The 24,814-nt window shown below is 68.7% G+C and carries 19 protein-coding genes; 12 read left to right on the top strand and 7 right to left on the bottom strand.

Translation table 11 applies throughout. The features are described from left to right. Positions 1–174 precede the first annotated feature (174 nt). The 4 genes from ACFQVC_RS12675 (at position 175) to ACFQVC_RS12660 (ending at position 4,147) form a co-directional block, all read left to right on the top strand. A complete protein-coding gene (locus ACFQVC_RS12675; RefSeq protein ID WP_381830149.1) occupies positions 175–354 on the top strand; it encodes an SPOR domain-containing protein in 180 nt (59 codons plus the stop codon). Between the two features lie 57 nt (positions 355–411). Beyond that, complete coding sequence (locus tag ACFQVC_RS12670; RefSeq protein ID WP_381830147.1) at positions 412–819, top strand: (deoxy)nucleoside triphosphate pyrophosphohydrolase; 408 nt, start codon at positions 412–414, stop codon at positions 817–819. Positions 820–962: 143 nt separating this feature from the next. Next, entirely contained in the window at positions 963–1,370 is a 408-nt protein-coding gene (locus ACFQVC_RS12665) for an ATP-binding protein (protein ID WP_381830548.1), read from the top strand. A 167-nt stretch (positions 1,371–1,537) separates the two neighbouring features. Then, on the top strand, positions 1,538–4,147 hold the full coding sequence (locus tag ACFQVC_RS12660; protein WP_381830145.1) for a SpoIIE family protein phosphatase: 2,610 nt from the start codon (positions 1,538–1,540) through the stop codon (positions 4,145–4,147). 92 nt (positions 4,148–4,239) lie between these two features. On the opposite strand, the gene ACFQVC_RS12655 is transcribed toward ACFQVC_RS12660, so the two are convergent. From ACFQVC_RS12655 to ACFQVC_RS12625, 7 genes are all read right to left on the bottom strand, one after another. Continuing rightward, complete coding sequence (locus tag ACFQVC_RS12655) at positions 4,240–4,953, bottom strand: PspA/IM30 family protein (protein WP_381830143.1); 714 nt, start codon at positions 4,951–4,953, stop codon at positions 4,240–4,242. An 82-nt stretch (positions 4,954–5,035) separates the two neighbouring features. Further along, positions 5,036–7,123: a TPM domain-containing protein gene (locus ACFQVC_RS12650; protein WP_381830141.1), complete on the bottom strand. Its 2,088-nt coding sequence runs from the start codon at positions 7,121–7,123 to the stop codon at positions 5,036–5,038. A gap of 51 nt (positions 7,124–7,174) precedes the next feature. After that, positions 7,175–7,666, bottom strand: a complete 492-nt coding sequence (locus ACFQVC_RS12645; protein WP_381830139.1) for a hypothetical protein — start codon at positions 7,664–7,666, stop codon at positions 7,175–7,177. Between the two features lie 48 nt (positions 7,667–7,714). Continuing rightward, positions 7,715–8,485, bottom strand: coding sequence for a succinate dehydrogenase/fumarate reductase iron-sulfur subunit (locus ACFQVC_RS12640; protein ID WP_381830137.1), 771 nt, complete (start codon positions 8,483–8,485; stop codon positions 7,715–7,717). Beyond that, positions 8,482–10,428, bottom strand: a complete 1,947-nt coding sequence (locus ACFQVC_RS12635) for a fumarate reductase/succinate dehydrogenase flavoprotein subunit (RefSeq protein WP_381830135.1) — start codon at positions 10,426–10,428, stop codon at positions 8,482–8,484. Before ACFQVC_RS12635 ends, ACFQVC_RS12640 begins: the two co-directional genes overlap by 4 nt. 21 nt (positions 10,429–10,449) lie before the next feature. Continuing rightward, positions 10,450–11,274, bottom strand: coding sequence for a hypothetical protein (locus tag ACFQVC_RS12630; protein ID WP_381830133.1), 825 nt, complete (start codon positions 11,272–11,274; stop codon positions 10,450–10,452). A 31-nt stretch (positions 11,275–11,305) separates the two neighbouring features. Further along, positions 11,306–11,596 carry a hypothetical protein gene (locus tag ACFQVC_RS12625; RefSeq protein WP_381830131.1) on the bottom strand — a complete coding sequence of 97 codons (291 nt, stop codon included), beginning with the start codon at positions 11,594–11,596 and terminating at the stop codon, positions 11,306–11,308. 330 nt (positions 11,597–11,926) lie between these two features. Between ACFQVC_RS12625 and ACFQVC_RS12620 the strand changes: the two genes are divergently transcribed. The 8 genes from ACFQVC_RS12620 to ACFQVC_RS12585 all read left to right on the top strand — a co-directional run bounded on the left by ACFQVC_RS12620 (position 11,927) and on the right by ACFQVC_RS12585 (position 24,763). Continuing rightward, positions 11,927–14,401, top strand: a complete 2,475-nt coding sequence (locus ACFQVC_RS12620) for an ABC transporter family substrate-binding protein (protein WP_381830129.1) — start codon at positions 11,927–11,929, stop codon at positions 14,399–14,401. A gap of 262 nt (positions 14,402–14,663) precedes the next feature. Next, positions 14,664–16,571: a translational GTPase TypA gene (gene typA, locus ACFQVC_RS12615; RefSeq protein ID WP_381830127.1), complete on the top strand. Its 1,908-nt coding sequence runs from the start codon at positions 14,664–14,666 to the stop codon at positions 16,569–16,571. Between the two features lie 590 nt (positions 16,572–17,161). Next, the gene (locus ACFQVC_RS12610; protein ID WP_381830125.1) at positions 17,162–18,793 is read left to right on the top strand and encodes a peptide ABC transporter substrate-binding protein; all 1,632 of its coding nucleotides are present in this window, start codon (positions 17,162–17,164) and stop codon (positions 18,791–18,793) included. A gap of 81 nt (positions 18,794–18,874) precedes the next feature. Beyond that, positions 18,875–19,804: an ABC transporter permease gene (locus ACFQVC_RS12605; RefSeq protein WP_381830123.1), complete on the top strand. Its 930-nt coding sequence runs from the start codon at positions 18,875–18,877 to the stop codon at positions 19,802–19,804. Continuing rightward, positions 19,797–20,756 carry an ABC transporter permease gene (locus tag ACFQVC_RS12600; RefSeq protein ID WP_381830121.1) on the top strand — a complete coding sequence of 320 codons (960 nt, stop codon included), beginning with the start codon at positions 19,797–19,799 and terminating at the stop codon, positions 20,754–20,756. The genes ACFQVC_RS12605 and ACFQVC_RS12600 overlap by 8 nt, the downstream gene beginning before the upstream one ends. Before the next feature lie 11 nt (positions 20,757–20,767). Continuing rightward, entirely contained in the window at positions 20,768–21,826 is a 1,059-nt protein-coding gene (locus tag ACFQVC_RS12595) for an ABC transporter ATP-binding protein (RefSeq protein ID WP_381830119.1), read from the top strand. Then, positions 21,819–22,973, top strand: coding sequence for an ABC transporter ATP-binding protein (locus tag ACFQVC_RS12590; protein WP_381830117.1), 1,155 nt, complete (start codon positions 21,819–21,821; stop codon positions 22,971–22,973). Before ACFQVC_RS12595 ends, ACFQVC_RS12590 begins: the two co-directional genes overlap by 8 nt. 167 nt (positions 22,974–23,140) lie before the next feature. Beyond that, positions 23,141–24,763, top strand: a complete 1,623-nt coding sequence (locus ACFQVC_RS12585; RefSeq protein ID WP_381830115.1) for a peptide ABC transporter substrate-binding protein — start codon at positions 23,141–23,143, stop codon at positions 24,761–24,763. The last annotated feature ends 51 nt before the right edge of the window (positions 24,764–24,814 follow it).

The raw sequence follows: 24,814 nt of genomic DNA, 5'->3' as shown, positions 1-24,814 counted from the left end.
CGCACCTCAGCCGTGCGCCCCCTCTTCATTGGTCCGCACCTGGCCGATTGCGTATCTCTTTGTGTAATTCCGTATCCGCTCCGTGAAGTCCGGGCGTAGGCTCGGGCATATGCGTATTGCGGTTTCGTTATGGAGCGGGACGCGGCGGGAGCCGACGGCTGGGGGAGGGGTGCGATGAACGACGGCAGCACCACGCTCCCGTGGCTGGTCATACGCGAAGACGACGGCGGTAACCGCTACCGCGTCGGCAGGTACGCCACCAGGGCCGAGGCCGAGAAGATCGTGGACAGCCTCGAGGGCCGCAAGCACAAGCAGCTCTACTGGGTGGAGCGCCTTGGACAGAAGTCCCGGTGAGCGCGCGCCGGGGGGCTCGGCCGCGCTCGCGAGTGGTGTGCGCATAGGCTCCGGCGCATGACGGATCGCATCCTGGTCGTGGGCGCCGCCCTTTACGCGGACGGCCGGCTGCTCGCCGCCCGGCGCAGCGCACCCGCGGCCCTCGCCGGCCGCTGGGAGCTGCCCGGCGGGAAAGTCGAGCCGGGCGAGCGGCCGGAGCAGGCGCTTGTGCGTGAGCTCCGCGAAGAGCTGGGCGTCGAGGCGAAGATCCTGGAGCGGGTCCCGGGCGAGTGGCCGCTCGGCCGTGCGGGTTATGTGCTGCGGGTCTGGACGGCCGAACTGATCTCCGGTGAGGCCCATGACGTGCGGCCTCTGGAGGACCACGACCAGCTGCGCTGGCTGGCCCCCGGCGAGCTGTGGGACGTGGACTGGCTGGAGCACGACCGGCCCGCCGTCGCGGAAGCGGCCCGGCTCGCGCAGGCGTGAGCGGTGCGCACGACGTGCTCCTCCTACGCCGTTCGTGCCACAGTGCGCCCGCATATGCGGTAGGCGTTACGGGATATCGGGTATGTGCTGATTAACCCCATGAAACCGGACAGGCCTTCGCTCCTTGCCCTGGTCCTTTGGAAGTGATCGGCGTGATCGAAACCGAAGGCGACTGCGCCGAGTGGATCTTCCCCGCCGATCCCGGCGCCGTACGCACCGCCCGCACCCGTGTCCGCGGGCAACTCGTCGCCTGGGGGCTCGACGCGATCGGCGACATGACCGTGCTGCTCGTGAGCGAGCTGGTGACCAATGCGCTGCGGCATGCCTCGGGTCCCATCGGGGTGCGCCTGGTGCGTCCGGCGAAGTCCACCTCGCCGTTGCGTGTGGAGGTTTCCGATCCGCTTCCGGATCCGCCGCGTGAGCGCAGCGCCGCCCCCGACGACGAAGGCGGCCGAGGACTGCAGATGGTGGCCTGTTCCGCGCGTCGTTGGGGTACTCGACAAGGCAGGACGGGCAAGACCGTGTGGTTCGAGCTGTCCCTGCCTGGTTAGAAGGTGGGGAGAGCCGATCTCCTGCCGGGTCCGCCCCAGAGGCTGAAATGTGTCGGGACCGACGGGAGATGTGAACGCAGTGTTGCGTGCGGCCGTAGTGCTGGATACTGCGGGCAAGCCGTCCGAAGGGCCTGGTCGGTGGCGGTGAGCTGGAGGGGACGGTCGCGTTGAGCGAGATACCAGCCAGGGCGCGGACGCCCGAGGAGGGCGAGGAGGCGCACCCGGCTACCGCCGGGGATGCCCCCGGCGACGTCATGTGGCAGTCGAGTCCGCCGGGCTCGATCTACGACTACATCAAGGTCGCCTCCTTCTCCATCGGCCCCGACGGACTGATCGACCAGTGGTCGCTGCGGGCCGAGCAGCTCTTCGGTGTGTCCGCCGACGCGGCGGTCGGCAAGGACCCGATCGAGGCCTTCGTCCCCGCCGAACTGCGCGACTTGGGGCATCGCAAAGTCGTCGAGATCCTGGACGGCCGTGAGTGGACCGGTGTCGTCCCCTTCCGGATGGCCGCCGACGGCTCCATGGACGGCATCGCCGAGGTCTATGTGATGCCGACGGAGACCGAGCGCGGCGAGAAGGCCGCCGTCTGCATCGTCGTGGATGTCCGTGCGCTGCGCAGCATCGAGACCGACCTCGCCGCCTCCCAGGCCATTTTCGGCCAGTCGCCCTTCGGGTTTCTGCTCTTCGGCACCGACCTCAAGGTGATGCGCGCCAACCGCCGCTTCGCCGCCGTGTTCGGCGGCGGCGTGGACGAGCACCGCGGCCGCACCGTGCACGACTATCTGCCCCGGCACGAGGCCGACCGGATGCAGGCCGCCCTGCGCCGTGTCCTGGAGACCGGCGATTCCGTCACCGATATGCAGCTGGTGGGCCCGGCCCCCGGCTCCACCGACCGCCGTCACTGGTCCATCAACCTCTACCGCGTCCACAGCGGCAGCGGCCGCCCCATCGGTGTCGCGGGCCTCGGCACCGATGTCACACGGCGGCACGCCGCCGCCCGCGAGGCCGCGAACGCCCGCCGCAATCTGGCCCTCCTCAACGAGGCGGGTGCCCGGATCGGCAACTCCCTCGACCTGGAGACCACCGCCCGCGAACTCCTCGACGTCTCCGTGCCCGTCTTCTGCGACCTCGCCTCCGTCGACCTCTACCAAGGACTGCTCGACGGCGACGAGACGGCGCAGATGGGCCACGGGCTCGCCGACGGCAGCGCCGAGCTGCGCCGTGTCGCGTTCGCCAGCGCCGTCTCCGACGGACCGCTCGACGGCCCCGATGTGAACGTCGGCGCCGTGCACCGCTACTCCTTCAACTCGCCCTGCGCCGACGCCCTGCGCACCGCGCGACCGGTCACCATCAGCGGCGACTCGTCGGGTGCCGCCGGACTCGTGCAGTCCACGCTCGCCGTGCCGATGGTCGCCCACGACACCGTCGTGGGCCTCGCCCGCTTCACCCGCGCCAAGGGCAGCGAGCCCTTCGGTGAGCGCGACCGCACCCTCGCCGTGGAACTCGCCGCCCGCGCGGCGGTGTGTATCGACAACGCCCGCCTCTACCGAAGGGAGCACGAACGCGCGCTGATCCTGCAGCGCTCCCTGCTCCCGCCCGGCGACCCCGAGGCCTCCGGGCTCGACATCGCCTGCCGCTATCTGCCGGGCAACGCCGCGACCGAGGTCGGCGGCGACTGGTTCGACGTCATCGAACTGCCCGGTCACCGCACCGCCCTGGTCGTCGGCGACGTCATGGGCCGCGGTCTGCGTGCCGCCGTCGCCATGGGTGAACTCCGCACCGCCGTAAGGACGTTGGCGCTGCTCGACCTGGAACCCGCCGAAGTGCTCGCCGCCCTCGACGAGATCGCCCGCGGCCTCGGCAACCCCGGCAACACCGTGGGCCACTCGCTGCGCCCGCCGCAGTCCCCGCAGTCCACCCGGCGCGCCCTGCAGGGCCGCGATATCGATCCCTCCGAGGTGTACCTCGCGACCTGCGTCTACGCCGTCTACGACCCGGTCACCAGGCGCTGCACCTTCGCCAACGCGGGCCATCTGCCGCCCGTCCTGGTCGAGCCGGGCGAGGCCGCGCTCATGCTCGACGTACCCCCGGGCATGCCGCTCGGCGTCGGTGGCGAGCCCTTCGAAGAGGTCGAGGTCGAACTGCCCGAGGGCGCGCTGCTCGCCCTCTACACCGACGGCTTGGTGGAGTCGCGCGACCATCCGCTCGACGAGGGTCTGCGTGCCTTCCGCAACGCCATAACCGATCCGGAACGCCCCCTCGAAGACGTCTGCGACCACGTCCTGAACACCCTCGACACCCACCATGGCGAGGACGACATCGCACTCCTCATGGCCCGGGTGCAGGGTCTGCCCGCCGACGCCGTGGGCGACTGGATCCTGCCGCGCGAGCCGCGCTCGGTGGGCCGGGCCCGTGAGTACGCCCGTGCCCAGCTGCTCTCCTGGGATCTCGAACCCCTGGTGGACACAACGGAGTTGCTGGTCAGCGAGCTCGTCACCAACGCCCTGCGGTACGGCGAGGGCGAGATAAGACTCCGCCTTCTGCTCGACCGGTCCCTGGTGTGCGAGGTGTGGGACGCGGGCCTGGTGCAGCCGCGCCGGCGCCGGGCGCGCGACACCGACGAGGGCGGGCGCGGCCTGCAGCTGGTCGGTCTGCTCAGCGCCTCCTGGGGCTCACGCCGTACCCCGCGCGGCAAGACGGTCTGGTTCGAACTGCCGCTGCCCGACGGGGGATCGACGGCGGAGCCTTCGGTGGAGGCACTGCTCAGCATGTTCTGAGCCGAGGTGTGCCGGTGTCCGGAGCCGAGGTGTGCCGGTGTCCGGAGGCGATGTGTGCCGGTGTTCTGAGGCGGGGCCGCCCCAGTGGTGCCTTACGCCGTCTGCTTCAGCGCCGCCAGGCGGGCCTCGATCTCGGCCTGGTCGCCGAGTGAGTCGAGCTTCTCGAACTGTGCGTCGAGCGACGAGTCCGCCAGCTCCTGCTTGCCGAGTGCCTTGGCCTCCTCGCGGCGCACCTTCTCCTCGAAGCGGCTCAACTCACTGGTCGGGTCGAGGACATTGATGTTCTTGGCGGCGTCCATCATCTGGTTCTGCGCCTGCGCCGTCTTGGCTCGCGCCACCAACTGGTCGCGCTTCGACTGCAGTTCGGTGAGCTTGGTCTTCATCTGGTCGAGGCCGGTCTTCAGCTTGTCGACGACCTCCGTCTGCGCGGCGATCGTCGGCTCGGCGCCCTTGGCCTCGTTCTCCGACTGCAGCTGGCGCTGCAGCGCCACCTTGGCCAGGTTGTCGAACTTGTCGGCCTCCGCGGCACTGCCGGCCGAGCGCAGCTGGTCGGCCTTGGTGCTGGCCGCGCGGGCCTTGTCGCCCCACTCGCCGGCCGCGGCCACATCCTCCTGGTGGTCGGCCTCCAGCATCCGCAGATTGCCGATGGTGGTGGAGACCGCCTCCTCGGCGTCGCGGATGTTGTTCGTGTAGTCGCGGATCAGCTGGTCCAGCATCTTCTGCGGGTCCTCGGCCTGGTCGAGCAGCGCGTTGATATTGGCCTTCGCGAGCTGGGCCACCCGGCCGAGGATGGTCTGCTTGGTCATCGTCTGTCTCCTTGCCATGAGGTACGGGGTACGGGGTCCGAAGTCCCGGTTACGAGTTACGAGTTACGTGTTGCGCCCGGCCTCAGAACCGGCCGCCGCCGCCCATCCGGCCGCGGGTGCCGCCGCCGCCGAAGCTGCCGGGACCGCCCCCGCCGAAGCCGCCGCCACCGAACCCTCCGCCCCCGTAGCCGCCGCCTCCCATGCCACGGCCCATCCCGCCGAAGATCTCGCCGAGGATGATCCCGCCGAGCACCGCACCGCCCATGCCGCCACCACGGCCCTGACCGCCCGTGCCGCCGTAAGGACTGCCGTACGAGCCCACGTCGCGCTCGGCGAGCTGCTGCGCCTGCCGGGCCAGGGAGTCCGCCTGCTGTGCCTCGGCGAGCGCACCGGACGCGTCGGTGGCGGCCAGCGAGTCCGCCGCCGCGAGATGGCGCTGGGCCTCCGCGAGCCGGGTCCTCGCCTGGCTGCCGACGGCGCCGCGGTGCGTGGTGATGTAGTCGGCGGCCGCGCCGATCCCGCTGCGCGCGGTCAGCATGACCTGGTCGAGCAGGGCGCGGGCCCGCTGGTTCGTGATCTCGCGTTCGCGCGCCCCGGTGAGGGAGTCGTCGAGGGCCGCGTCGGCCTCCTCGATCCGGCGCAGCGCGTCGATCGGGTCGTAGCGCCCGGCGGTCAGGGTCCGGCGCACATCGGCGACCACCGTCTCCGCGCGGGCGATCCGTCCCCGCAGATCGGCGGTCGATGTGCCGCTCGCGGTGCCCTGCAGCAGGCCGCGGGCGTCGGCCAGGTCCGTCTCGGTCTCGGTGAGCGCCCCCGGCAGCTTGCCGGCCGCCTCGGCGAGTTCCTGCGCGAGCCGGTCGACGGCGTCGACGAGGGTGCCCGCCTGGTCGACGGCGCCCTCGGCGGCCCGCAGATGGACGGCCGCACCGCCGTTGTCGCCCCCGTCCACGGACTGCCGGGCCTGGTTGAGGTGTGTGGTGGCGAAGACGAGCCGCTCCCTGGCCTCCTCGACATGGCCCGCCACCGGTGCGGACGCGGAGTCCGCGTAGCGCTCGGCCAGGGCGGCGAGTGTGGCGTCGGCGGTGCCGGTGCGCGCGGTGATCTGCCGGAACTCGGCCTCGGCGTGGGTCAGGGCCTCCGGTGCGTTCTGTTCGAGGGCGCGCAGCCGGTCGAAGTCGGCGGTCTCGGAGTCCAGGCGGCGGCTGGCCTCGGTGCAGCGGGCGATGATCTCCTCCAGCATGCGCCGCTTGGTCGGATCGTCCTCGGGGAACGCGTCGTCGAGCTGCTGGCGCAGGCGGAAGGCCGCGGTCAGTTCGGACTTGGCGTACTGCACGGCCTCCTGGAACGGCTTGACCGCCTCCTCGCCGAACTGCGCGGTGGCGAAGCCGAGTTCCTCGGTGCTGGTACGGATCGCGTCATCGGTCTCTACGAGCAGATGCCTGGCCCGCGAGTCGAGCTCGGGCAGCGGGGTGAGCGGCGCGGTCTGCTGTCCGCCGCCCGGTGTGGTGCGGGTGGCGGCCCGCCGTTTGCGCCGCGTGTACGTATAGGCCGCGAGCACCCCCGCGCTGCCCACCGCCACGATGGGCAGCACCAGGTCACCGGTGACCGGATCGGCGCCCGCACCCGGGTCGGCGACGCCGGGGGTGACCTGGGGGGTGGGCACGGGCTGTCCCGCGAGTACCGCGTCGTAGCCGTTCGCGGCCCCGATGGCGGCGCCCGCCCAGTCGTTCTGCCGCAGCGCCGGCACGATCGCGGTGGTCGCCACGTCCTGCAGCTGGGTCTCGGTGAGCCGGGAGCCCTCGTCCACGGAGTAGGCGTACTGCCGGTCGCGGGTGGCCACGGCGAGCAGCACGTCGTTCAGGCCGAGGCCGTTGCGTCGCGCGGTGGCATGGGCCCAGCTCTTGGAGTCACGCCCGGAGAAGTCGCGGACGTACGCCACGAAGAGCTGCACGCCGCGGTCGTCGTAGAGCCGGTTCAGGGCCTTCTCGACGGCGCCTTCCCGGTCGCCGAGCGCGCCGACCTTGTCCGTGATCTGGCCGCTGCGCGACAGCGTCACCGGATCGTCGGCCCGGGCGGCCCCCTGGGCGGGCAGTACAAGCCAGCCCACGGCGACGAGGGCGGCGAGTACGGCCCGGACGGCTATGTGTGGCCGTGAACGGGATGGCGTCACACTTGGGAGCGTATGTCCGGCTATGGGGCGCCGCGACCGGGCGGCTCGAGGTCAGCCGCGGCTCGGCTCCCCGCGCTGCCACCGGTGCGCCGCCACCACTTCGCAGCGCTGCGGGGCGAACCGTTCCAAGGCTGCGGCTACGGCCGCGTGACGCTCCAGGACGACCCGCTTCGGCAGGAACGTGCCGTCCATGTGCACCATCGTGTACGGACGCGAGTCGAGCGGCCGCTCGCGCAGCTTGAGCCCCAGATGCACACCGCTGAGCCGGACGCCCTTGATCTGCTCCCAGGTGTGCGTGCCCCCGCGGGCGGCGGTCACGCCTTCGGAGTCGATCCGCAGCGGCTTCACCGACAGGGACGTGAGGACGCAGAGGAAGGCGACCGCGCCGAAGGCCGGGGCGAGGACGGCATAGGCCGGATCCCTGAGCAGGGTGAACACCAACGTCACCAGGAAGACCGGGAGGACCACCCGCAGCGTGCCGGTGAGTATCCGAAGGCCTCGCTGCGGCGGCAGTACGAAGGCGTGGTCCGACCTGTCCGGCATGGTGCGCGGCCCCTCCCTGATGGCGTCCGGGGACCGTACCACCAGCGGTTACTGCCCCCGCCTGCGGATCTTGTCCCCCAGCCACACCAGCGGGTCGTACTTGCGGTCCACCGTCCGCTCCTTCAGCGGGATCAGCGCATTGTCGGTGATCTTGATGCCCTCGGGGCAGACATCGGTGCAGCACTTGGTGATGTTGCAGTAGCCGAGGCCGTGCTCGTCCTGTGCCGTCGTCTTGCGGTCGAGACCGGTGTCGGCCGCCGCGTCCAGGGGGTGCATGTCCAGCTCGGCGACCCGCATCAGGAAGCGCGGGCCCGCGAAGGCGTTCTTGTTCTCCTCGTGGTCGCGCACCACATGGCAGGTGTCCTGGCACAGGAAGCACTCGATGCACTTGCGGAACTCCTGGGAGCGGTCCACGTCCTGCTGCTGCATCCGGTACTCGCCGGGCGCGAGGTCCTGCGGCGGTACGAACGAGGGCACCTCGCGCGCCTTGGTGTAGTTGAAGCCGACGTCCGTCACCAGGTCGCGCACCACGGGGAAGGCCCGCAGCGGCGTCACCGTAATCGTTTCCGCACGCGAGAACACCGACATCCGCGTCATGCAGAGCAGCCGCGGCCTGCCGTTGATCTCCGCCGAGCACGAACCGCACTTGCCCGCCTTGCAGTTCCAGCGCACGGCCAGATCGGGGGCCTGGGTGGCCTGCAGCCGGTGGATGATGTCGAGGACCACTTCGCCCTCGTTGACCTCGACCTTGAAGTCCTCGAGGCCGCCGCCGTCGATGTCCCCGCGCCACACCTTGAAGTCGGCCTTGTACGAACTCACTCGTAGAGCTCCTCTTCGGCGAGGTACTTGACCAGCTCCTCCTTCTCGAAGAGGGCGAGCAGGTCGGGACGGATGGGCTCGGTCTCCACGCGCTCCAGCTTGATCTGGCCGCGCACCGAGTCGGTGGCCGCCAACCCGCCGGTGGGATCGGCCAGTTGGCACAGCAGATTGGCGCGCCGCCAGTCACGGTCCATGCCCGGGTAGTCCTCGCGGGTGTGCCCGCCACGGCTCTCGGTGCGCTCCAGGGCGGCGCGCGCGATGCACTCCGACACGAGCAGCATGTTCCGCAGGTCGAGGGCCAGATGCCAGCCGGGGTTGAACTGGCGGTGCCCCTCGACCCCGGCGCGGCGCGCCCGTGCCCGGAGTTCGGCCAGCTTCTTCAGGGCCTGCGCCATCTCCGGTTCGCGGCGGATGATGCCGACCAGGTCGTTCATGGTCTGCTGGAGCTCCTGATGCAGGGTGTACGGGTTCTCCGGCGGCCTGCCCTCATCGGCCTCGCCCTCCGCGGGGCCCTCCGCCGAGAACGGCCGCAGTGCCTCCGCGGCCGCCTCGGTCACCTGCAGTTCGTCGGCCACGGGCCGCGTCCCGCCGAGCCCCGTCGCGTACTGCGCGGCGTGCAGCCCGGCGCGGCGGCCGAAGACGAGCAGGTCCGAAAGGGAGTTGCCGCCAAGGCGGTTGGAGCCGTGCATGCCGCCCGCGACCTCACCGGCGGCGTAGAGGCCCGGCACTCCGCGGGCGGCGGCGGTGTCCGAGTCGACGGCGATACCGCCCATCACGTAGTGACAGGTCGGGCCGACCTCCATCGCCTCCGCGGTGATGTCCACATCGGCCAGCTCCTTGAACTGGTGGTACATGGACGGCAGCCGGCGCCGGATGACCTCGGCCGGCATCCGGGTCGACACATCGAGGAACACGCCGCCGTGCGGGGAGCCGCGGCCCGCCTTGACCTCGGCGTTGATGGCGCGGGCCACCTCGTCGCGGGGCAGCAGCTCCGGTGGTCTGCGGTTGCGGTCCGGGTCGTCGTACCAGCGGTCGCCCTCCTCCTCGGACTCCGCGTACTTCTCCTTGAAGACATCCGGGATGTAGTCGAACATGAACCGTTTGCCCTCGGAGTTGCGCAGGACACCGCCGTCGCCGCGCACCGACTCGGTGACGAGGATGCCCTTCACCGACGGCGGCCAGACCATGCCGGTCGGGTGGAACTGCACGAACTCCATGTTCAGCAGGGGCGCCCCGGCGAGCAGCGCGAGCGCATGCCCGTCACCGGTGTACTCCCAGGAGTTCGACGTCACCTTGAAGGACTTGCCGATACCGCCGGTCGCGATCACCACCGACGGCGCCTCGATGACGAAGAACCGGCCGGTCTCGCGCTCGTAGCAGAACACCCCGGCGACCCGGCCGTCCTCCTTGACGATCCGGGTGACGGTGCACTCCTGGAAGACCTTCAACCCGGCTTCGTAGTCCCCGAGTTGCCTCTTGTCCTCCTGCTGGAGGGCGACGATCTTCTGCTGCAGCGTGCGGATCAGCTCAAGCCCCGTGCGGTCGCCGACATGGGCGAGCCGCGGGTACTCGTGCCCGCCGAAGTTGCGCTGCGAGATCCGTCCGTCCCCGGTGCGGTCGAAGAGCGCGCCCCAGGTCTCCAGCTCCCAGACACGGTCGGGGGCCTCCTGCGCGTGCAGCTCCGCCATCCGCCACTGGTTGAGGAACTTGCCGCCGCGCAGGGTGTCGCGGAAGTGCACCTGCCAGCTGTCGCCGTCGTTGACATTGCCCATGGCGGCCGCGATCCCGCCCTCGGCCATCACCGTATGGGCCTTGCCGAACAGCGACTTGCAGATCACGGCCGTACGCGCACCCTGCTCGCGCGCCTCGATCGCGGCCCGCAGACCGGCGCCGCCGGCGCCCACCACGACAACATCCCACTGCTGCCGCTCAACCTGAGACATCAGAACGCACCTGTTTTCTCGTTAGAAGAGGGCCGGGTCATCGAAGGCGCCGGAAGCGACGAGATACACATAGAAGTCGGCGGCCGCCACGCTGATCAACGAGGCCCAGGCGAGCAGCATGTGACGGGCGTTCAGCTTCCCGACCCACTGCCACATCCGATAGCGCACGGGGTGCTTGGAGAAGTGCTTGAGCTTGCCGCCGACGATGTGCCGGCAGGAGTGGCAGGACAGGGTGTACGCCCAGATCAGGACGATGTTGACGAGGAAGACGACGGTGCCGAGGCCCATATGGCCCCACTCGTAGTGCTCGTCGCGGAAGGCGAGGACCGTGTCGTACGTCAGGATGCCCGCCACCGGGATCGCCGCGTAGAAGAAATAGCGGTGGATGTTCTGCAGGATCAGCGGGAACCGGGTCTCACCGCTGTACTTCTTGTGCGGCTCGGCCACCGCGCAGGCGGGCGGCGAGGCCCAGAAGCCGCGGTAGTACGCCTTGCGGTAGTAGTAGCAGGTGAGCCGGAAGCCGAGCGGGAAGATCAGGATGAGCAGCGCGGGCGACAGGCCCCACCAGCTGCCGAAGATCTCCCAGTTGGGGCCGCCCTTCATGGGCGCGCAGTTCTCCGCCAGACACGGCGAGTAGAACGGCGAGACATAGGGCGCCGCGTAATAGTCCGCGTTGGCGAAGGCCCGCCACGTCGAGTAGACGATGAACGCGAGCAGCCCCGCCGCGGTGGTGGCGGGCGCGAGCCACCAGCGGTCGGTGCGCAGATGCCGGGCGGCGATGGCGGCACGCGAGGAGCCGTGCACACCGCCCGCGGTATTGAGTTCGGGTTCGGTGCCAGTGGCCAAGGAGATCTCCAGTGGGAGAGCTTGGGTGAGGTCAGGGTGCGTGGCGCCCGCTGCAGCCCAGACCCTCGTCGTCCGAATCCGTCCACAGGGAGCGGTCGTACGGCTGGTCGGGGATCCGGATCACCTCCGGCCTGGCCCGCTCCGGCTCAAGGGCCGGGGCGGCCTCGCGCAGGAGCGCGACGCTGTCGCGCAGATGGTCGGTGTCCGTACGCACCCGGCGTATGTCGAGTCCGCCGCCGACCTGCTGCTCAAGGCGTCCTACGGAGCGCACCAGGTCATCGAGGCAGCGTTGTACCGCTGTCAATTCGTCCTGCAGGGACATGACTTGCCCTCACTTCCGCGGTTGCGGTGGCAATGCTCATGCGCCTGCGAGTGTCGCGCGTCACATCCCGCGTTGTGAAGGGATCTGCGCGGATTGAACGCTTCAGTGCCGCGACTGGCCTGAGATGTACGCCTCCGATGTCCGCCGCCGTCCTTCATTGGGCCCAATGGGTGGGGTTCTGGCGGTACGCCGCCGTGTCTGCGCCGCGGGCCGCTGCCGGTCACCTTCAGTGGGGCGATAGGTGTGATCAGCTCCTTATACCGCCAAACGTGATCAAACCCGGCCCACACCGGTAGCGGGCGGCCGGGCGAGCCCCGGAGGTACCTAGCCATGGCCCGACTCGACCCACCAGGCGTGCGACAGCGCCACGTCCTGAGAGCAGCCGCGTTCCTCGCCACGGGCGCCCTCGCCGTGCCCGCCCTGGCGGGCTGCAGTTCGGGCGACGAGTCCGGCGCCGCGGCCGCCGGCCAGCAGATCGCGCCCGCGGCGCGGGATCTGGTCGCCGACGGCGGCAAGGCCACCTGGGCCGTCGACGCCCTGCCCCAGACCCTCAACTCTTTCCAGGCGGACGCCGATTCGGCGACCTCGCGGGTCGCGGGCGCCGTCCTGCCGGCGCTGTTCACGCTCGACGCCAAGGGCCGCCCGCAGCGCAACCCCGACTTCCTGGAGAAGGCGGAGATCGTCGAGCGCGAGCCCAAGCAGGTGGTGCTCTACAAGCTCAACCAGCAGGCGGTGTGGAGCGACGGCCGTGAGATCGGCGCCGCCGACTTCGCCGCCCAGTGGCGCGCGCTTTCGGGTCAGGACAGCGCCTACTGGACCGCGCGCAACGCGGGCTACGACCGGATCGAGAAGGTCGAGCGCGGCGCCACCAACCTGGAGGTGCGGGTCACCTTCGCCAAGCCCTACGCGGACTGGCGCTCGCTGTTCTCGCCGCTGTACCCGAAGGACGTCATGGGCACGCCCGACACCTTCAACGACGGTGCGCGGCGCAAGCTCAAGACCGCCGCGGGACCGTTCCGCATCGAGACCCTGGACCGTGAGTCGGGCGAGGTCACGCTTGCCCGCAACCCGCGCTGGTGGGGCGAGCCCGCGAAGCTGGAGAAGCTGGTCTTCCGCGCCGTGCCCCGCGACCAGCGGGCCGCCGCGCTCGCCGAAGGCAAGGTCGACCTGGCCGAGATCGGCACCGCCGAGGCCGAGCGGATCGCGCTCGCCGCCCGTGAGGGCGGAGCGCAGGGGCCGCTCACCCACGGGCCGGGCGCGGGCCGCACCCCGGCGCAGGCCCTGCGCTCCTGGGCCATCGCGCACGGCGCGAAGGGCGAGGACAAGGCCGAGGCGGAGGCGGAATCCCGCAAGAAGAACCAGAAGGCCGTCAAGAAGTACGCCGACGAACAGAACGGCCTGCGCGGCTTCCAGGTCCGCAAGTCCCTCGAACCGGCGTACACGCAGCTGGCGTTGAACGGCGCCGAGGGTCCGCTCGCCGACGAGCGGGTGCGCCGCGCCGTGGCCCGCGCCATCGACCGCGAGGAGCTCGCCGAGGTCGTCCTCAAGCCGCTCGGCCTGCCCGCCAAGCCGGTCGGCAGCCATCTCGCGCTCTCCGGGCAGCAGGCCTACGCCGACAGCAGCGACGCGCTCGGCGACCAGGACACCGCCGAGGCCCAGGCGCTGCTCGCCGACGCGGGCTGGGAGCCGGGCGGTGAGGTCAAGGGGAAGACCGCGGGCAGCAAGGCCGACAAGAAGAAGGCCGCTGCGGAGGAGGGCTCGGAGGGCTCGGAGGGCTCGGACGGTTCTGAGGGCTCGGAGGGGTCTGAGAGTTCCGAGGGTTCCGAGTCCGACGACGGCACGTACATCGTCGGTGACGACGGCAAGCCCGGAGAGGCCGGGGAGGAAGGCCGCGGGCGCGACCACCGCCCCGGCCACGACGCCAAGCCGGGTGACAACGGAACCTCCGTCCTCGCCCCGGCCCCCGCCGCCGCCCGCCAGGCCGCCGCGCTCCACCGGCAGGCGGCCTCGGTGCTCCGCTCGGACAAGACGGGCGTCAAGGGCGAGGCCATGCGGGAGGCCCTGCGCGAGGCCAAGAAGGAGGCCAAGAAGGAGGCCAAGCGCGAGGAGAACAAGGAGAAGAAGCAGGCCCGCAAGGAGCAGCAGAAGCAGGCGAAGCAGAGCGAGCAGAAGCAGCAGGCCCAGCAGAAGGGCGGCGCCCCCGGCGCGTACGCCCCCAAGGGCACCGCCGCTCCCAAGCCCAAGCCGGCCGGCGGTCCGCTCGCCAAGGACGGCAAGGCGCTGACCCTGCGCTTCGTGCTGCCGTCCGGGCCGGGTTCGGAGTCGCTGCGCGCCGTGGGCGACCGGATCTCCCGCATGCTGCAGCGCATCGGTGTCCGCACGGAGATCAACAAGGTCGCGGACGACAGCTACTTCAAGGACCACATCGCCTCGGGCCAGTACGACATGGCGCTCTACTCCTGGCCCGCCTCCGCCTTCCCGGCCACCGACGGCCGGCCGATCTTCGCCAAGCCGGAGCCTGCGGCGGACGGGTCCCTGAACGTCGAGCAGAACTACACGCGCGTCGGTACCGACCACATCGACCAGCTCTTCGACCAGGCGGTCGGCGAGCTGGACGAGGAGAAGTCCCGGGACCTGGTGAAGCAGGCCGACGCCCGGATCTGGGCCGCGGCCGGCTCCATCCCGCTCTACCAGCGGCCGCAGCTGTACGCGGCGCGGCCGAACCTGGCCAACGCGGGCGCGTTCGGCTTCGAGGCCCCGCACTACGAGGACATCGGCTTCCTGAAGGCGGCGCCGAAGAAGTGATCACTTAGCTCAGAACCAGCTCAAGAACCTTGCCCGCCGGCCCCGCCGGCGGGCAAGGTTCGTCTGACCCCGCCGGCCGCCTCCTCCGACTGCTGCCGGACCGCAGAACCCCAGCTCAGACACCCCCCATAGCCCCGGACAAGCCGCCCGTCCCGCGTCAACGTAGGATGGGGTGAGGCCGTGGCGTGTTCAGCCCGGCAGGGCTCGCGTACCGGACCGTACGCGCAAGCCGTCCACTCTTCCCGGGAGAAGCGCAGCTCGTATGCCCACGCGCCATGACATTCGTAACGTCGCCATCGTCGCCCACGTCGACCACGGCAAGACCACCCTGGTCGACGGCATGCTCAAGCAGGCCGGCTCCTTCGCCGCCCACGCTGCCGAGTCCCTCGACGACCGCATGATGGACTCGAACGACCTGGAGCGTGAGAAGGGCATCACGATCCTCGCCAAGAACACGGCGGTCAAGTACCACCCCAAGGACGGCGGAGACGTCGTCACCATCAACATCATCGACACCCCCGGCCACGCCGACTTCGGTGGCGAGGTCGAGCGCGGTCTGTCGATGGTCGACGCGGTCGTCCTGCTCGTCGACGCCTCCGAGGGCCCGCTGCCGCAGACGCGCTTCGTGCTGCGCAAGGCGCTCGCCGCCCGGATGCCGGTCATCCTGTGCATCAACAAGACGGACCGCCCCGACTCCCGGATCGACGAGGTCGTCAACGAGACGTACGACCTCTTCCTCGACCTGGACGCGGACGAGGACCAGATCGAGTTCCCGATCGTCTACGCCTGTGCGCGTGACGGCGTGGCCTCGCTGACCAAGCCGGAGGACGGCACCGTCCCGGCCGACAGCGACAACCTCGAGCCGTTCTTCTCGACGATCCTGTCCCATGTCCCGGCCCCCGAGTACGACGACGAGAAGCCGCTGCAGGCGCACGTCACCAACCTCGACGCGGACAACTTCCTCGGCCGTATCGCGCTGCTCCGGGTCGAGCAGGGCCACCTGAAGAAGGGCCAGACCGTCGCGTGGATGAAGCGTGACGGCACGGTCCAGAACGTCCGCATCACCGAGCTGATGATGACCGAGGCGCTCACCCGCAAGCCCGCCGAGGAGGCCGGCCCGGGTGACATCTGCGCGGTCGCCGGTATCCCGGACATCATGATCGGCGAGACCCTGGCCGACCCGGAGAACCCGATCGCCCTGCCGCTGATCACGGTGGACGAGCCGGCTATCTCGATGACCATCGGCACCAACACCTCGCCGCTCGTCGGCCGTGGCGGCACCGGCAAGGGCGCGGACAACAAGGCCGCGGTCAAGGACCGCAAGGTCACCGCCCGTCAGGTCAAGGACCGCCTGGACCGCGAGCTGATCGGTAACGTCTCGCTGCGTGTCCTGGACACCGAGCGCCCCGACGCCTGGGAGGTGCAGGGCCGCGGTGAGCTGGCCCTGGCGATCCTGGTCGAGCAGATGCGCCGTGAGGGCTTCGAGCTGACCATCGGCAAGCCGCAGGTCGTCACGCAGGAGATCGACGGCAAGGTGCACGAGCCGGTCGAGCGTATGACCATCGACGTCCCCGAGGAGCACATGGGCGCCGTCACGCAGCTCATGGGCGTCCGCAAGGGCCGGATGGACAACATGTCCAACCACGGCTCCGGCTGGGTCCGCATGGAGTTCGTCGTCCCGTCCCGTGGCCTCATCGGCTTCCGTACGGAGTTCCTGACCAACACCCGCGGTACGGGCATCGCGCACTCCATCCACGAGGGCCACGAGCCCTGGTTCGGCACCCTGGCGACCCGTAACAACGGCTCGCTCGTGGCCGACCGGGCCGGCGCCGTCACCGCGTTCGCGATGACGAACCTGCAGGAGCGCGGCGTGCTGTTCACCGACCCCGGCACCGAGGTGTACGAGGGCATGATCGTCGGCGAGAACTCGCGCGCCGACGACATGGACGTGAACATCACCAAGGAGAAGAAGCTCACCAACATGCGCTCCGCCTCCGCCGACTCCTTCGAGGCGATCGTCCCGCCGCGCAAGCTGTCGCTCGAGCAGTCCCTGGAGTTCTGCCGCGACGACGAGTGCGTCGAGGTCACCCCGGAGGCCGTCCGTATCCGCAAGGTGAACCTGGACGCCCGCGAGCGCGCCCGCGCCGCCTCGCGCGCCAAGCACGGCTGATGCCGTCCGCCGGGGCCCGCTGAGACGGTCCCGCTGACGGCTCGACCGACGGTCCGACTGGCCCGGCTCCACGCCCAACTCGGCGTAGAGTCGGGCCAGTCGGCGTTCCTGGCAGGGTGCCGGGGCGCGGCGAGATCAGCAGAGTGCCGCGCAGGCAAGCAACTGCCACGTTCCGGGCGTATGTTGGCCTGATTTCGATCATGGCCATGGGTGGTCTACGCGCCTTGACCCACCCGACACTACGGTCGTAACCGCAACAGGTTTTCCTGGACCACGTGTCCGGAATGCGGACGTCACTGACCGATAGATGTGTAACGAGTCCGTTTCGCGGCCATCTATCTCGGATCGTTTTGTCCAGATTTCGGAAGAAGTCAACGCCAGGTGTGATCGAACCGAGACCAAAAGGGTGTGGTCGGGCGGAACCCCATGGCTAATAGTTGAGCGCGAAGAGCTCGGGTCAATGGGTCACGCGCTGTGGGGAGCGCCGACTCACGAGCACACTGGGGCACTCGATCTTCGCCGTCAGGGGTGTCGGCGGGACGTCACGTGCCCCCTCTTGTAGTGAACAGTGGACTCATGAGGAGGAACCCATGCGTGGTGCCAAGAGCGCCAAGTGGGTCGCGATAGCCGGCGTTGTCGCGCTGGGCGCGACCGCCTGCGGCGGTGGCAGCGGCAGTGGCAGTGACAACAAGAACCGCGCTGTCGACAAGAACGGCATCGTCAGTTACGCCAACGGTGAGCCGCAGAACGCCCTGCAGCCGGCCAACACCATGGAGGCGTACGGCAGCGTCGTCATCGACTCGCTGTTCACCGGGCTTGTCCACTACGACAAGCAGGGCAACATCACCTACGAGAACGCCGAGTCGATCAAGCCCGACGCGGACAACAAGGTGTGGACCGTCAAGCTCAAGAAGGGCTGGAAGTTCCACAACGGCGAGGCCGTGACGGCCAAGTCCTACGTGGACGCCTGGAACTGGGCCGCGAACCCCAAGAACGGTCAGCAGAACAGCGCCTGGTACCGCGACATCGTCGGCTACGACGAGGTCCACCCGGAGAAGGGCAAGGCCAAGAAGGACGCCATGTCCGGCCTGAAGGTGGTCGACGACCACACCTTCACCATCACCCTGAACAACGGCATTCCGTACTACGAGTACAAGCTCGTGTACACGCCCTTCTACCCGCTGCCCTCCGGGTTCTTCAAGGACCCCGACGGCTACGGCGAGAAGCCGGTCGGCAACGGTCCCTACAAGTTCAAGAGCTGGGACCACAAGAAGTCCATCCAGGTCGTCCGCAACGACGACTACAAGGGTGAGAACAAGGCCAAGAACGGCGGCGTCAACTTCAAGGCGTACACGTCCGACACGGGTGCCTACAACGACCTGCGCTCCGACAACGTCGACAGCATGCCGCTGGTCCCGAACAGCGAGCTCGCCAACTTCAAGCAGGACTTCGGCGACCGCGCGATCGACACCGACTTCTCGGCGATCAACACGATCAACCCGGCCTTCTACACCAAGCAGTGGAAGGACATCGACGTCAAGGTCCTGCAGGGCCTGTCGATGGCGATCGACCGTGAGGGCATCGCCAAGGCCGTGTTCTTCGGCACCCGCGAGTCGGCCACCGGCTGGGTCGCCAAGGGCGTGAAGGGCTACCAGGAAGACGCCTGCGGCGAGTTCTGCAAGTTCGACCCGAAGAAGGCCAAGCAGTTCATCAAGGACGGCGGCGGCGTTCCGGGCAACAAGATCTCCATCCAGTACAACGCCGACCAGCCGCACAAGGACTGGGTCGTCGCGGTCTGCAACAGCATCACCAAGGCGACCGGCGTCAAGTGCGAGGGCGACGCCAAGACCGACTTCCAGGCCGACACCGAGGTGCGGGACAAGAAGCAGGTCAAGTCGATCTACCGCTCCGGCTGGGTGCTCGACTACCCGTTCAACGGCAACTTCCTCGCCGACCTCTACGGCACCGGCGTCGACGGCAACAAGGGCGGCTTCTCGGACCCGAAGTTCGACGAGCTGACCAAGAAGGCCGACCAGGCCTCGTCGATCGAGGAGTCGGCGAAGCTGTACCAGCAGGCCGAGAAGGAGCTGGTCAAGACCTTCCCGGGCATCCCGCTCTGGTACAACAAGGTGCTCTCCGCCTACTCCAACAACGTCAAGGGCATGGAGTTCGACCAGGCCGGTGACCCCATCCTCACCGACGTCGAGGTCTTCAAGAAGTAGGAGTCGGAGTTCTGACCCTGTGGCGGCGTCCGGCGATCCCGGGCGCCGCCACAGGGCGGCTCCGCAATGGAGGAGGCACAAATGGGGCGCTATGTCGCGCGGCGACTGCTCCAGATGATCCCGGTGTTCATCGGGACGACTCTGCTGATCTTTCTCATGGTGAATGTGCTTCCCGGCGACCCGGTACGGGCGCTGTGGGGAGACAAGCCGCCGGACCCGGCGCAGCTTGCGCAACTTCGCCATGACCGCGGCCTGGATCTGCCGCTGTGGCAGCAGTATCTGCACTACATGGGCGGCTTGCTGCAGGGTGACTTCGGCAAGACCATCGCCGGCAACAGACCGGTGATCGACGAGATCACGCAGGCCTTCCCGGTCTCCATGCGCCTGGCCCTCATGGCGTTCGCGTTCGAGCTCGTCGTCGGCATCACCCTCGGCGTCCTGGCCGGCATCAAGCGCGGCAAGGCCATCGACACCGGCGTCACGCTGTTCACGCTCGTCGTGATCTCCGTGCCGATCTTCGTGCTCGGTCTGGTCGCCCAGCTGTACTTCGGCAATGAACTGGGCTGGATCACACCCACGGTCCAGGACTCCATGAACATGCAGCAGCTGCTCGTCCCGGCGATCGTGCTCGGCATGGTCAGCCTCGCCTATGTGGCCCGGCTGACCAGAACGTCCATAGCCGAGAACCTCCGTGCCGACTTCATGCGCACCGCCGTCGCCAAGGGTCTGCCCAAGTCCCGGATCGTCAGCAGGCATCTGCTGCGCAACTCGCTGATCCCCGTGGTCACTTATCTGGGCACCGACATCGGCGCCCTGATGGGCGGCGCCGTCGTCACCGAGGGCGTCTTCAACGTCCAGGGCGTCGGCAACCTCCTCTTCCAGGCGCTGAACCGCCGCGAGGGCACGGTGATCGTCGGCATTGTGACGCTGCTGGTCCTCGTGTACCTCCTCGCCAGCCTGATCGTCGACCTGCTTTACGCGGTCCTGGACCCGAGGATCCGTTATGCCTGACGCCATCAAGACCACCGCACAGGACGAGACGGCACAGCGGCAGGACAGCCTGGCCCCGTCGGATGTGCAGGACACCGCCCCCGTCGCGGGCAAGCCCCGCAGCCTCGGTGCCGACGCGTGGCGGGATCTGCGCCGCAAGCCGCAGTTCGTGGTGTCCGCGGCCCTGATCCTGCTGTTCCTGGTGATCTCCGCGTTCCCGACGCTGTTCACCAGTGCCAGCCCGTCGCTCGGCGAGCTGGCGAAGACACTGCAGAAGCCGGAGCTCGGACACATAGGCCAGGCCGACTGGTTCGGCTACGACCTGCAGGGCCGCAGCGTCTACGCCCGGGTCATCCACGGCACCCGCAACTCGATCCTCGTCGGTGTCGGCGTGACGCTCCTGGTCACCCTGTTCGGCGGTCTGCTCGGGATGCTCGCCGGCTACTTCGGCGGCATCTGGGACAGCCTGCTCTCGCGGATCACCGATGTCTTCTTCGGCATCCCGTTCCTGCTCGGCGCGATGGTCGTCCTGAACGCATTCGCCGAACGGTCGGTATGGGTGGTTATGGGCGCCTTGGCCTTCCTCGGCTGGACACAGATCGCCCGAGTGATGCGCGGCGCGGTCATCACCACCAAGCACTCCGACTACGTGGTGGCGGCCAAGGCGCTCGGCGCGGACACCAAGCGGATTCTGTTCCGGCACATCCTGCCGAACGCCATCGCACCTGTGATCGTCGTCGCGACCATCTCGCTCGGCGTTTACATCGTGGCGGAGTCGACCCTGTCCTACCTAGGCATGGGTCTGCCCTCCGACTCCCTGTCGTGGGGCGGTGACATTTCCGACGCCTCGAACCAGATCCGCAACAGCCCGCATACCCTCCTCTTCCCGGCCGGAATGCTGAGCATCACGGTGCTGGCGTTCATCATGCTCGGCGACGCGGTACGCGAAGCCCTCGACCCCAAGCTGCGCTGAGGGAGGCGTACATGACCACCATTGACAAGACGGCGGACCTCCCCGCTCGGGGTCCGTCAGGTGACGACGGCGGGCCGCTGCTCGAAGTCCGGGACCTGCACGTGGAGTTCCACACCCGCGAGGGCGTGGCCAAGGCCGTCAACGGCGTCAACTACACGGTCAGCGCCGGCGAGACCCTCGCGGTGCTCGGCGAGTCCGGCTCCGGCAAGTCCGTGACCGCGCAGGCGATCATGGGCATCCTCGATATGCCGCCGGGGAAGATCCCCCAGGGAGAGATCCTCTTCCGCGGCGAGGACATGCTCAAGATGGGCAACGAGGAGCGCCGGAAGATCCGCGGCCAGAAGATCGCGATGATCTTCCAGGACGCGCTCTCCTCGCTCAACCCGGTGCTCTCCGTGGGCTATCAGCTCGGCGAGATGTTCCGTGTGCACCAGGGCCTCTCCAAGAAGGAGGCCAAGGCCAAGGCGGTCGAGCTGATGGACCGGGTGCGTATCCCGGCCGCGAAGGAGCGGGTCGGCGACTATCCGCACCAGTTCTCCGGCGGTATGCGCCAGCGCATCATGATCGCCATGGCGCTCGCCCTGGAGCCGGACCTGATCATCGCGGACGAGCCCACCACGGCGCTCGACGTGACCGTGCAGGCCCAGGTCATGGATCTCCTCGCCGAGCTGCAGCGCGAGTACAACATGGGCCTGATCCTGATCACCCACGACCTGGGTGTGGTCGCGGACGTCGCCGACAAGATCGCGGTGATGTACGCGGGCCGGATCGTGGAGACGGCGCCGGTGCACGAGCTGTACAAGCGGCCCGCGCACCCGTACACCCGGGGTCTGCTCGACTCGATCCCGCGCCTGGACCAGAAGGGCCAGGAGCTGTACGCGATCAAGGGTCTGCCGCCCAACCTGACGCGCATTCCGTCCGGTTGTGCGTTCAACCCGCGCTGCCCCTCGGCGCAGGACATCTGCCGTACCGAGATCCCGGTGCTGCACCAGGTGACCGAGCGCGACGGCGGGGACCTGGCAGGCCGCGGCAGCGCCTGCCACTTCTGGAAGGAGACGATCCATGGCTGAGCCCGCGAAGCTCTCGAAGTCCGACGAGCCCATGGACGCGACCCCCAACGTCTCCGAGGTGGACACGGTCGACGCCGCCACCGAGACCGAGTCGGTCGCCGCGATCGAGGCGCCGGTCGAGCGCGGTGAGCCGATCCTGCAGGTGCGCAATCTGGTCAAGCACTTCCCGCTGACCCAGGGCATCCTGTTCAAGAAGCAGATCGGCGCGGTCAAGGCGGTCGACGGAATCTCCTTCGACCTGCACCAGGGCGAGACCCTCGGCATCGTGGGGGAGTCCGGCTGCGGCAAGTCCACCGTCGCCAAGCTCCTGATGATGCTGGAGCAGGCGACCGCGGGCGAGGTCTTCTACAAGGGCCAGGACATCACCAGGCTGTCGGGCCGGGCCCTGAAGGCCGTACGCCGCAACATCCAGATGGTGTTCCAGGACCCCTACACCTCGCTCAACCCGCGTATGACGGTGGGCGACATCATCGGCGAGCCCTTCGACATCCACCCCGAGGTGGCCCCGAAGGGCGACCGCCGGCGCAAGGTGCAGGAGCTCCTGGACGTCGTCGGCCTCAACCCCGAGTACATCAACCGCTACCCGCACCAGTTCTCCGGCGGTCAGCGCCAGCGCATCGGCATCGCCCGCGGCCTCGCGCTCAACCCGGAGATCATCATCTGCGACGAGCCGGTGTCCGCGCTCGACGTGTCGGTGCAGGCCCAGGTCATCAACCTGATGGAGAAGCTGCAGGACGAGTTCAACCTCTCCTACATCTTCATCGCGCACGACCTGTCCATCGTGCGGCACATCTCCGACCGGGTCGGCGTGATGTACCTCGGCAAGATGGCCGAGATCGGCTCCGACCAGCAGATCTACGAGCACCCGACGCACCCCTACACGCAGGCGCTGCTGTCGGCGGTGCCGGTGCCCGACCCGGAGGCCCGCGAGGGCCGGGAGCGCATCATCCTCACCGGAGATGTGCCCTCGCCCGCCAATCCGCCCTCCGGCTGCCGCTTCCGCACCCGCTGCTGGAAGGCGCAGGACAAGTGCGCGAGTGAGGTGCCGCTGCTCGCGATCCCCGAGCGCTTCAAGGGCTCGGACACACCGGCCGCGCACGAGTCGGCCTGCCACTTCGCCGAGGAGAAGGCCGTTCTCGTCAGCTAGGGATGACGCGTAGCCGCCGTGGCGCAGAACCCCCGGAAGCCCCACTCGGGCATCCGGGGGTTTTCTGTGTCCCACTATCCACGGAAAGCCGCCATAGAGATGCGGTACGTCACCGTCTGGGGTGTATTTGGGCGTAACTGTGATTTGGCCTGAAGAGGAGGCACTCCATGCGCGGAGCCACACACGCCAAGTGGGCCGTATGTGCGGTGACCGTCGCTCTCGCGGCGACGGCCTGTGGCGGTGGGAGCAGCGGCGGCGACGGCTCCGGGATCGTGCGGTCCTCGTGGGGTGATCCGCAGAACCCGATCGAGCCGGCCAACACCAACGAGGTGCAGGGCGGCAAGGTCCTCGACATGCTGTTCCGGGGTCTGAAGAAGTACGACCCCAAGAGCGGCGAGGCCAAGGACGTGATCGCCGAGAAGATCGAGACCTCGGACCAGCAGAACTTCACCGTCAAGCTCAAGGACGGCTGGACGTTCAGCAACGGCGAGAAGATCACCGCGAAGTCCTTCGTGGACGCCTGGAACTACGGCGCGCACGTCGACAACAAGCAGAACAACTCGCCGTTCTTCTCCAATATCGAGGGCTACGACGCGGTCCACCCGGAGTCGGGGAACGCCACGGCCAAGACCATGTCGGGCCTCGTGGTCAAGGACGACAAGACCTTCACGGTCAAGCTCAAGGAGAAGTTCTCGACCTGGCCCGAGACCCTCGGCTACCAGGCGTTCTCGCCGCTGCCCGAGGCCTTCTTCAAGGACCACGACGCCTGGCTGAAGAAGCCGGTCGGCAACGGCCCGTACACCGTGGACTCCTACACCAAGGGCTCCGCGATGAAGCTGCGCGCCTGGGACGGGTACAAGGGCGAGGACAAGGCGAAGAACGCGGGTGTGGACCTGCAGGTCTACACGGACAACAACACCGCGTACACCGACCTGATGGCGGGCAACCTCGACCTCGTCGACGACGTACCGGCCAAGCAGCTCAAGAACGTCAAGAGCGACCTCGGCGACCGCTACATCAACCAGCCCGCGCTGATCATCCAGACCGTGGTCTTCCCGATGTACGACCAGGCCTGGGGCAAGCCCGGGATGGAGAAGGTCCGCAAGGGCCTGTCCATGGCGATCAACCGGGACCAGATCACCAAGCAGATCTTCCAGGAGACCCGCACCCCGGCCTCCGACTGGACCTCGCCCGCCCTGCACGACAAGGGCGGCTACAAGGAGGGCCTGTGCGGTGACGCCTGCAAGTACGACCCGGAGCAGGCCAAGAAGCTGATCGAGGAGGGCGGCGGACTGCCCGGCGGCAAGGTCACGCTGACCTCGAACGTCGACACCGGCTCGCACCGCGAGTGGATGGACGCCGTCTGCAACAGCATCAACAACGCCCTCGGCAAGGGCGCGGTGTGCACGGTCAACCCGGTCGGCACCTTCGCGGACTTCAAGAACCAGATGTCCAACTTCAAGATGACCGGGCCCTTCCGCTCCGGCTGGCAGGCGGACTACCCGCTGATCCAGAACTTCATCCAGCCGCTCTTCACGACCGGCGGCTCCTCGAACTACGGCAAGTTCGACAACAAGCAGTTCGACCAGCTCGTCGCCGAGGCCAACAAGGCGCCCGACGAGGCCGAGGCCGTGAAGAAGTTCCAGGAGGCCGAGAAGATCCTCGCCGAGCAGATGCCGTCGATCCCGCTCTGGTACCAGAACGGCAGCGCCGGCTACTCGGACCAGGTCTCGGACGTCCAGCTCAACCAGTTCAGCGTCCCGGTCTACGACCAGATCAAGGTCAACTGATCGACCACAGCGGGCCGTTCCTGCGCCACTCTCCAGGAACGGCCCGTTGTC

Source organism: Streptomyces monticola, from assembly GCF_042665355.1.
Lineage (GTDB): Bacteria > Actinomycetota > Actinomycetes > Streptomycetales > Streptomycetaceae > Streptomyces > Streptomyces monticola.
This window is presented reverse-complemented; position numbering and strand designations above follow the sequence as displayed.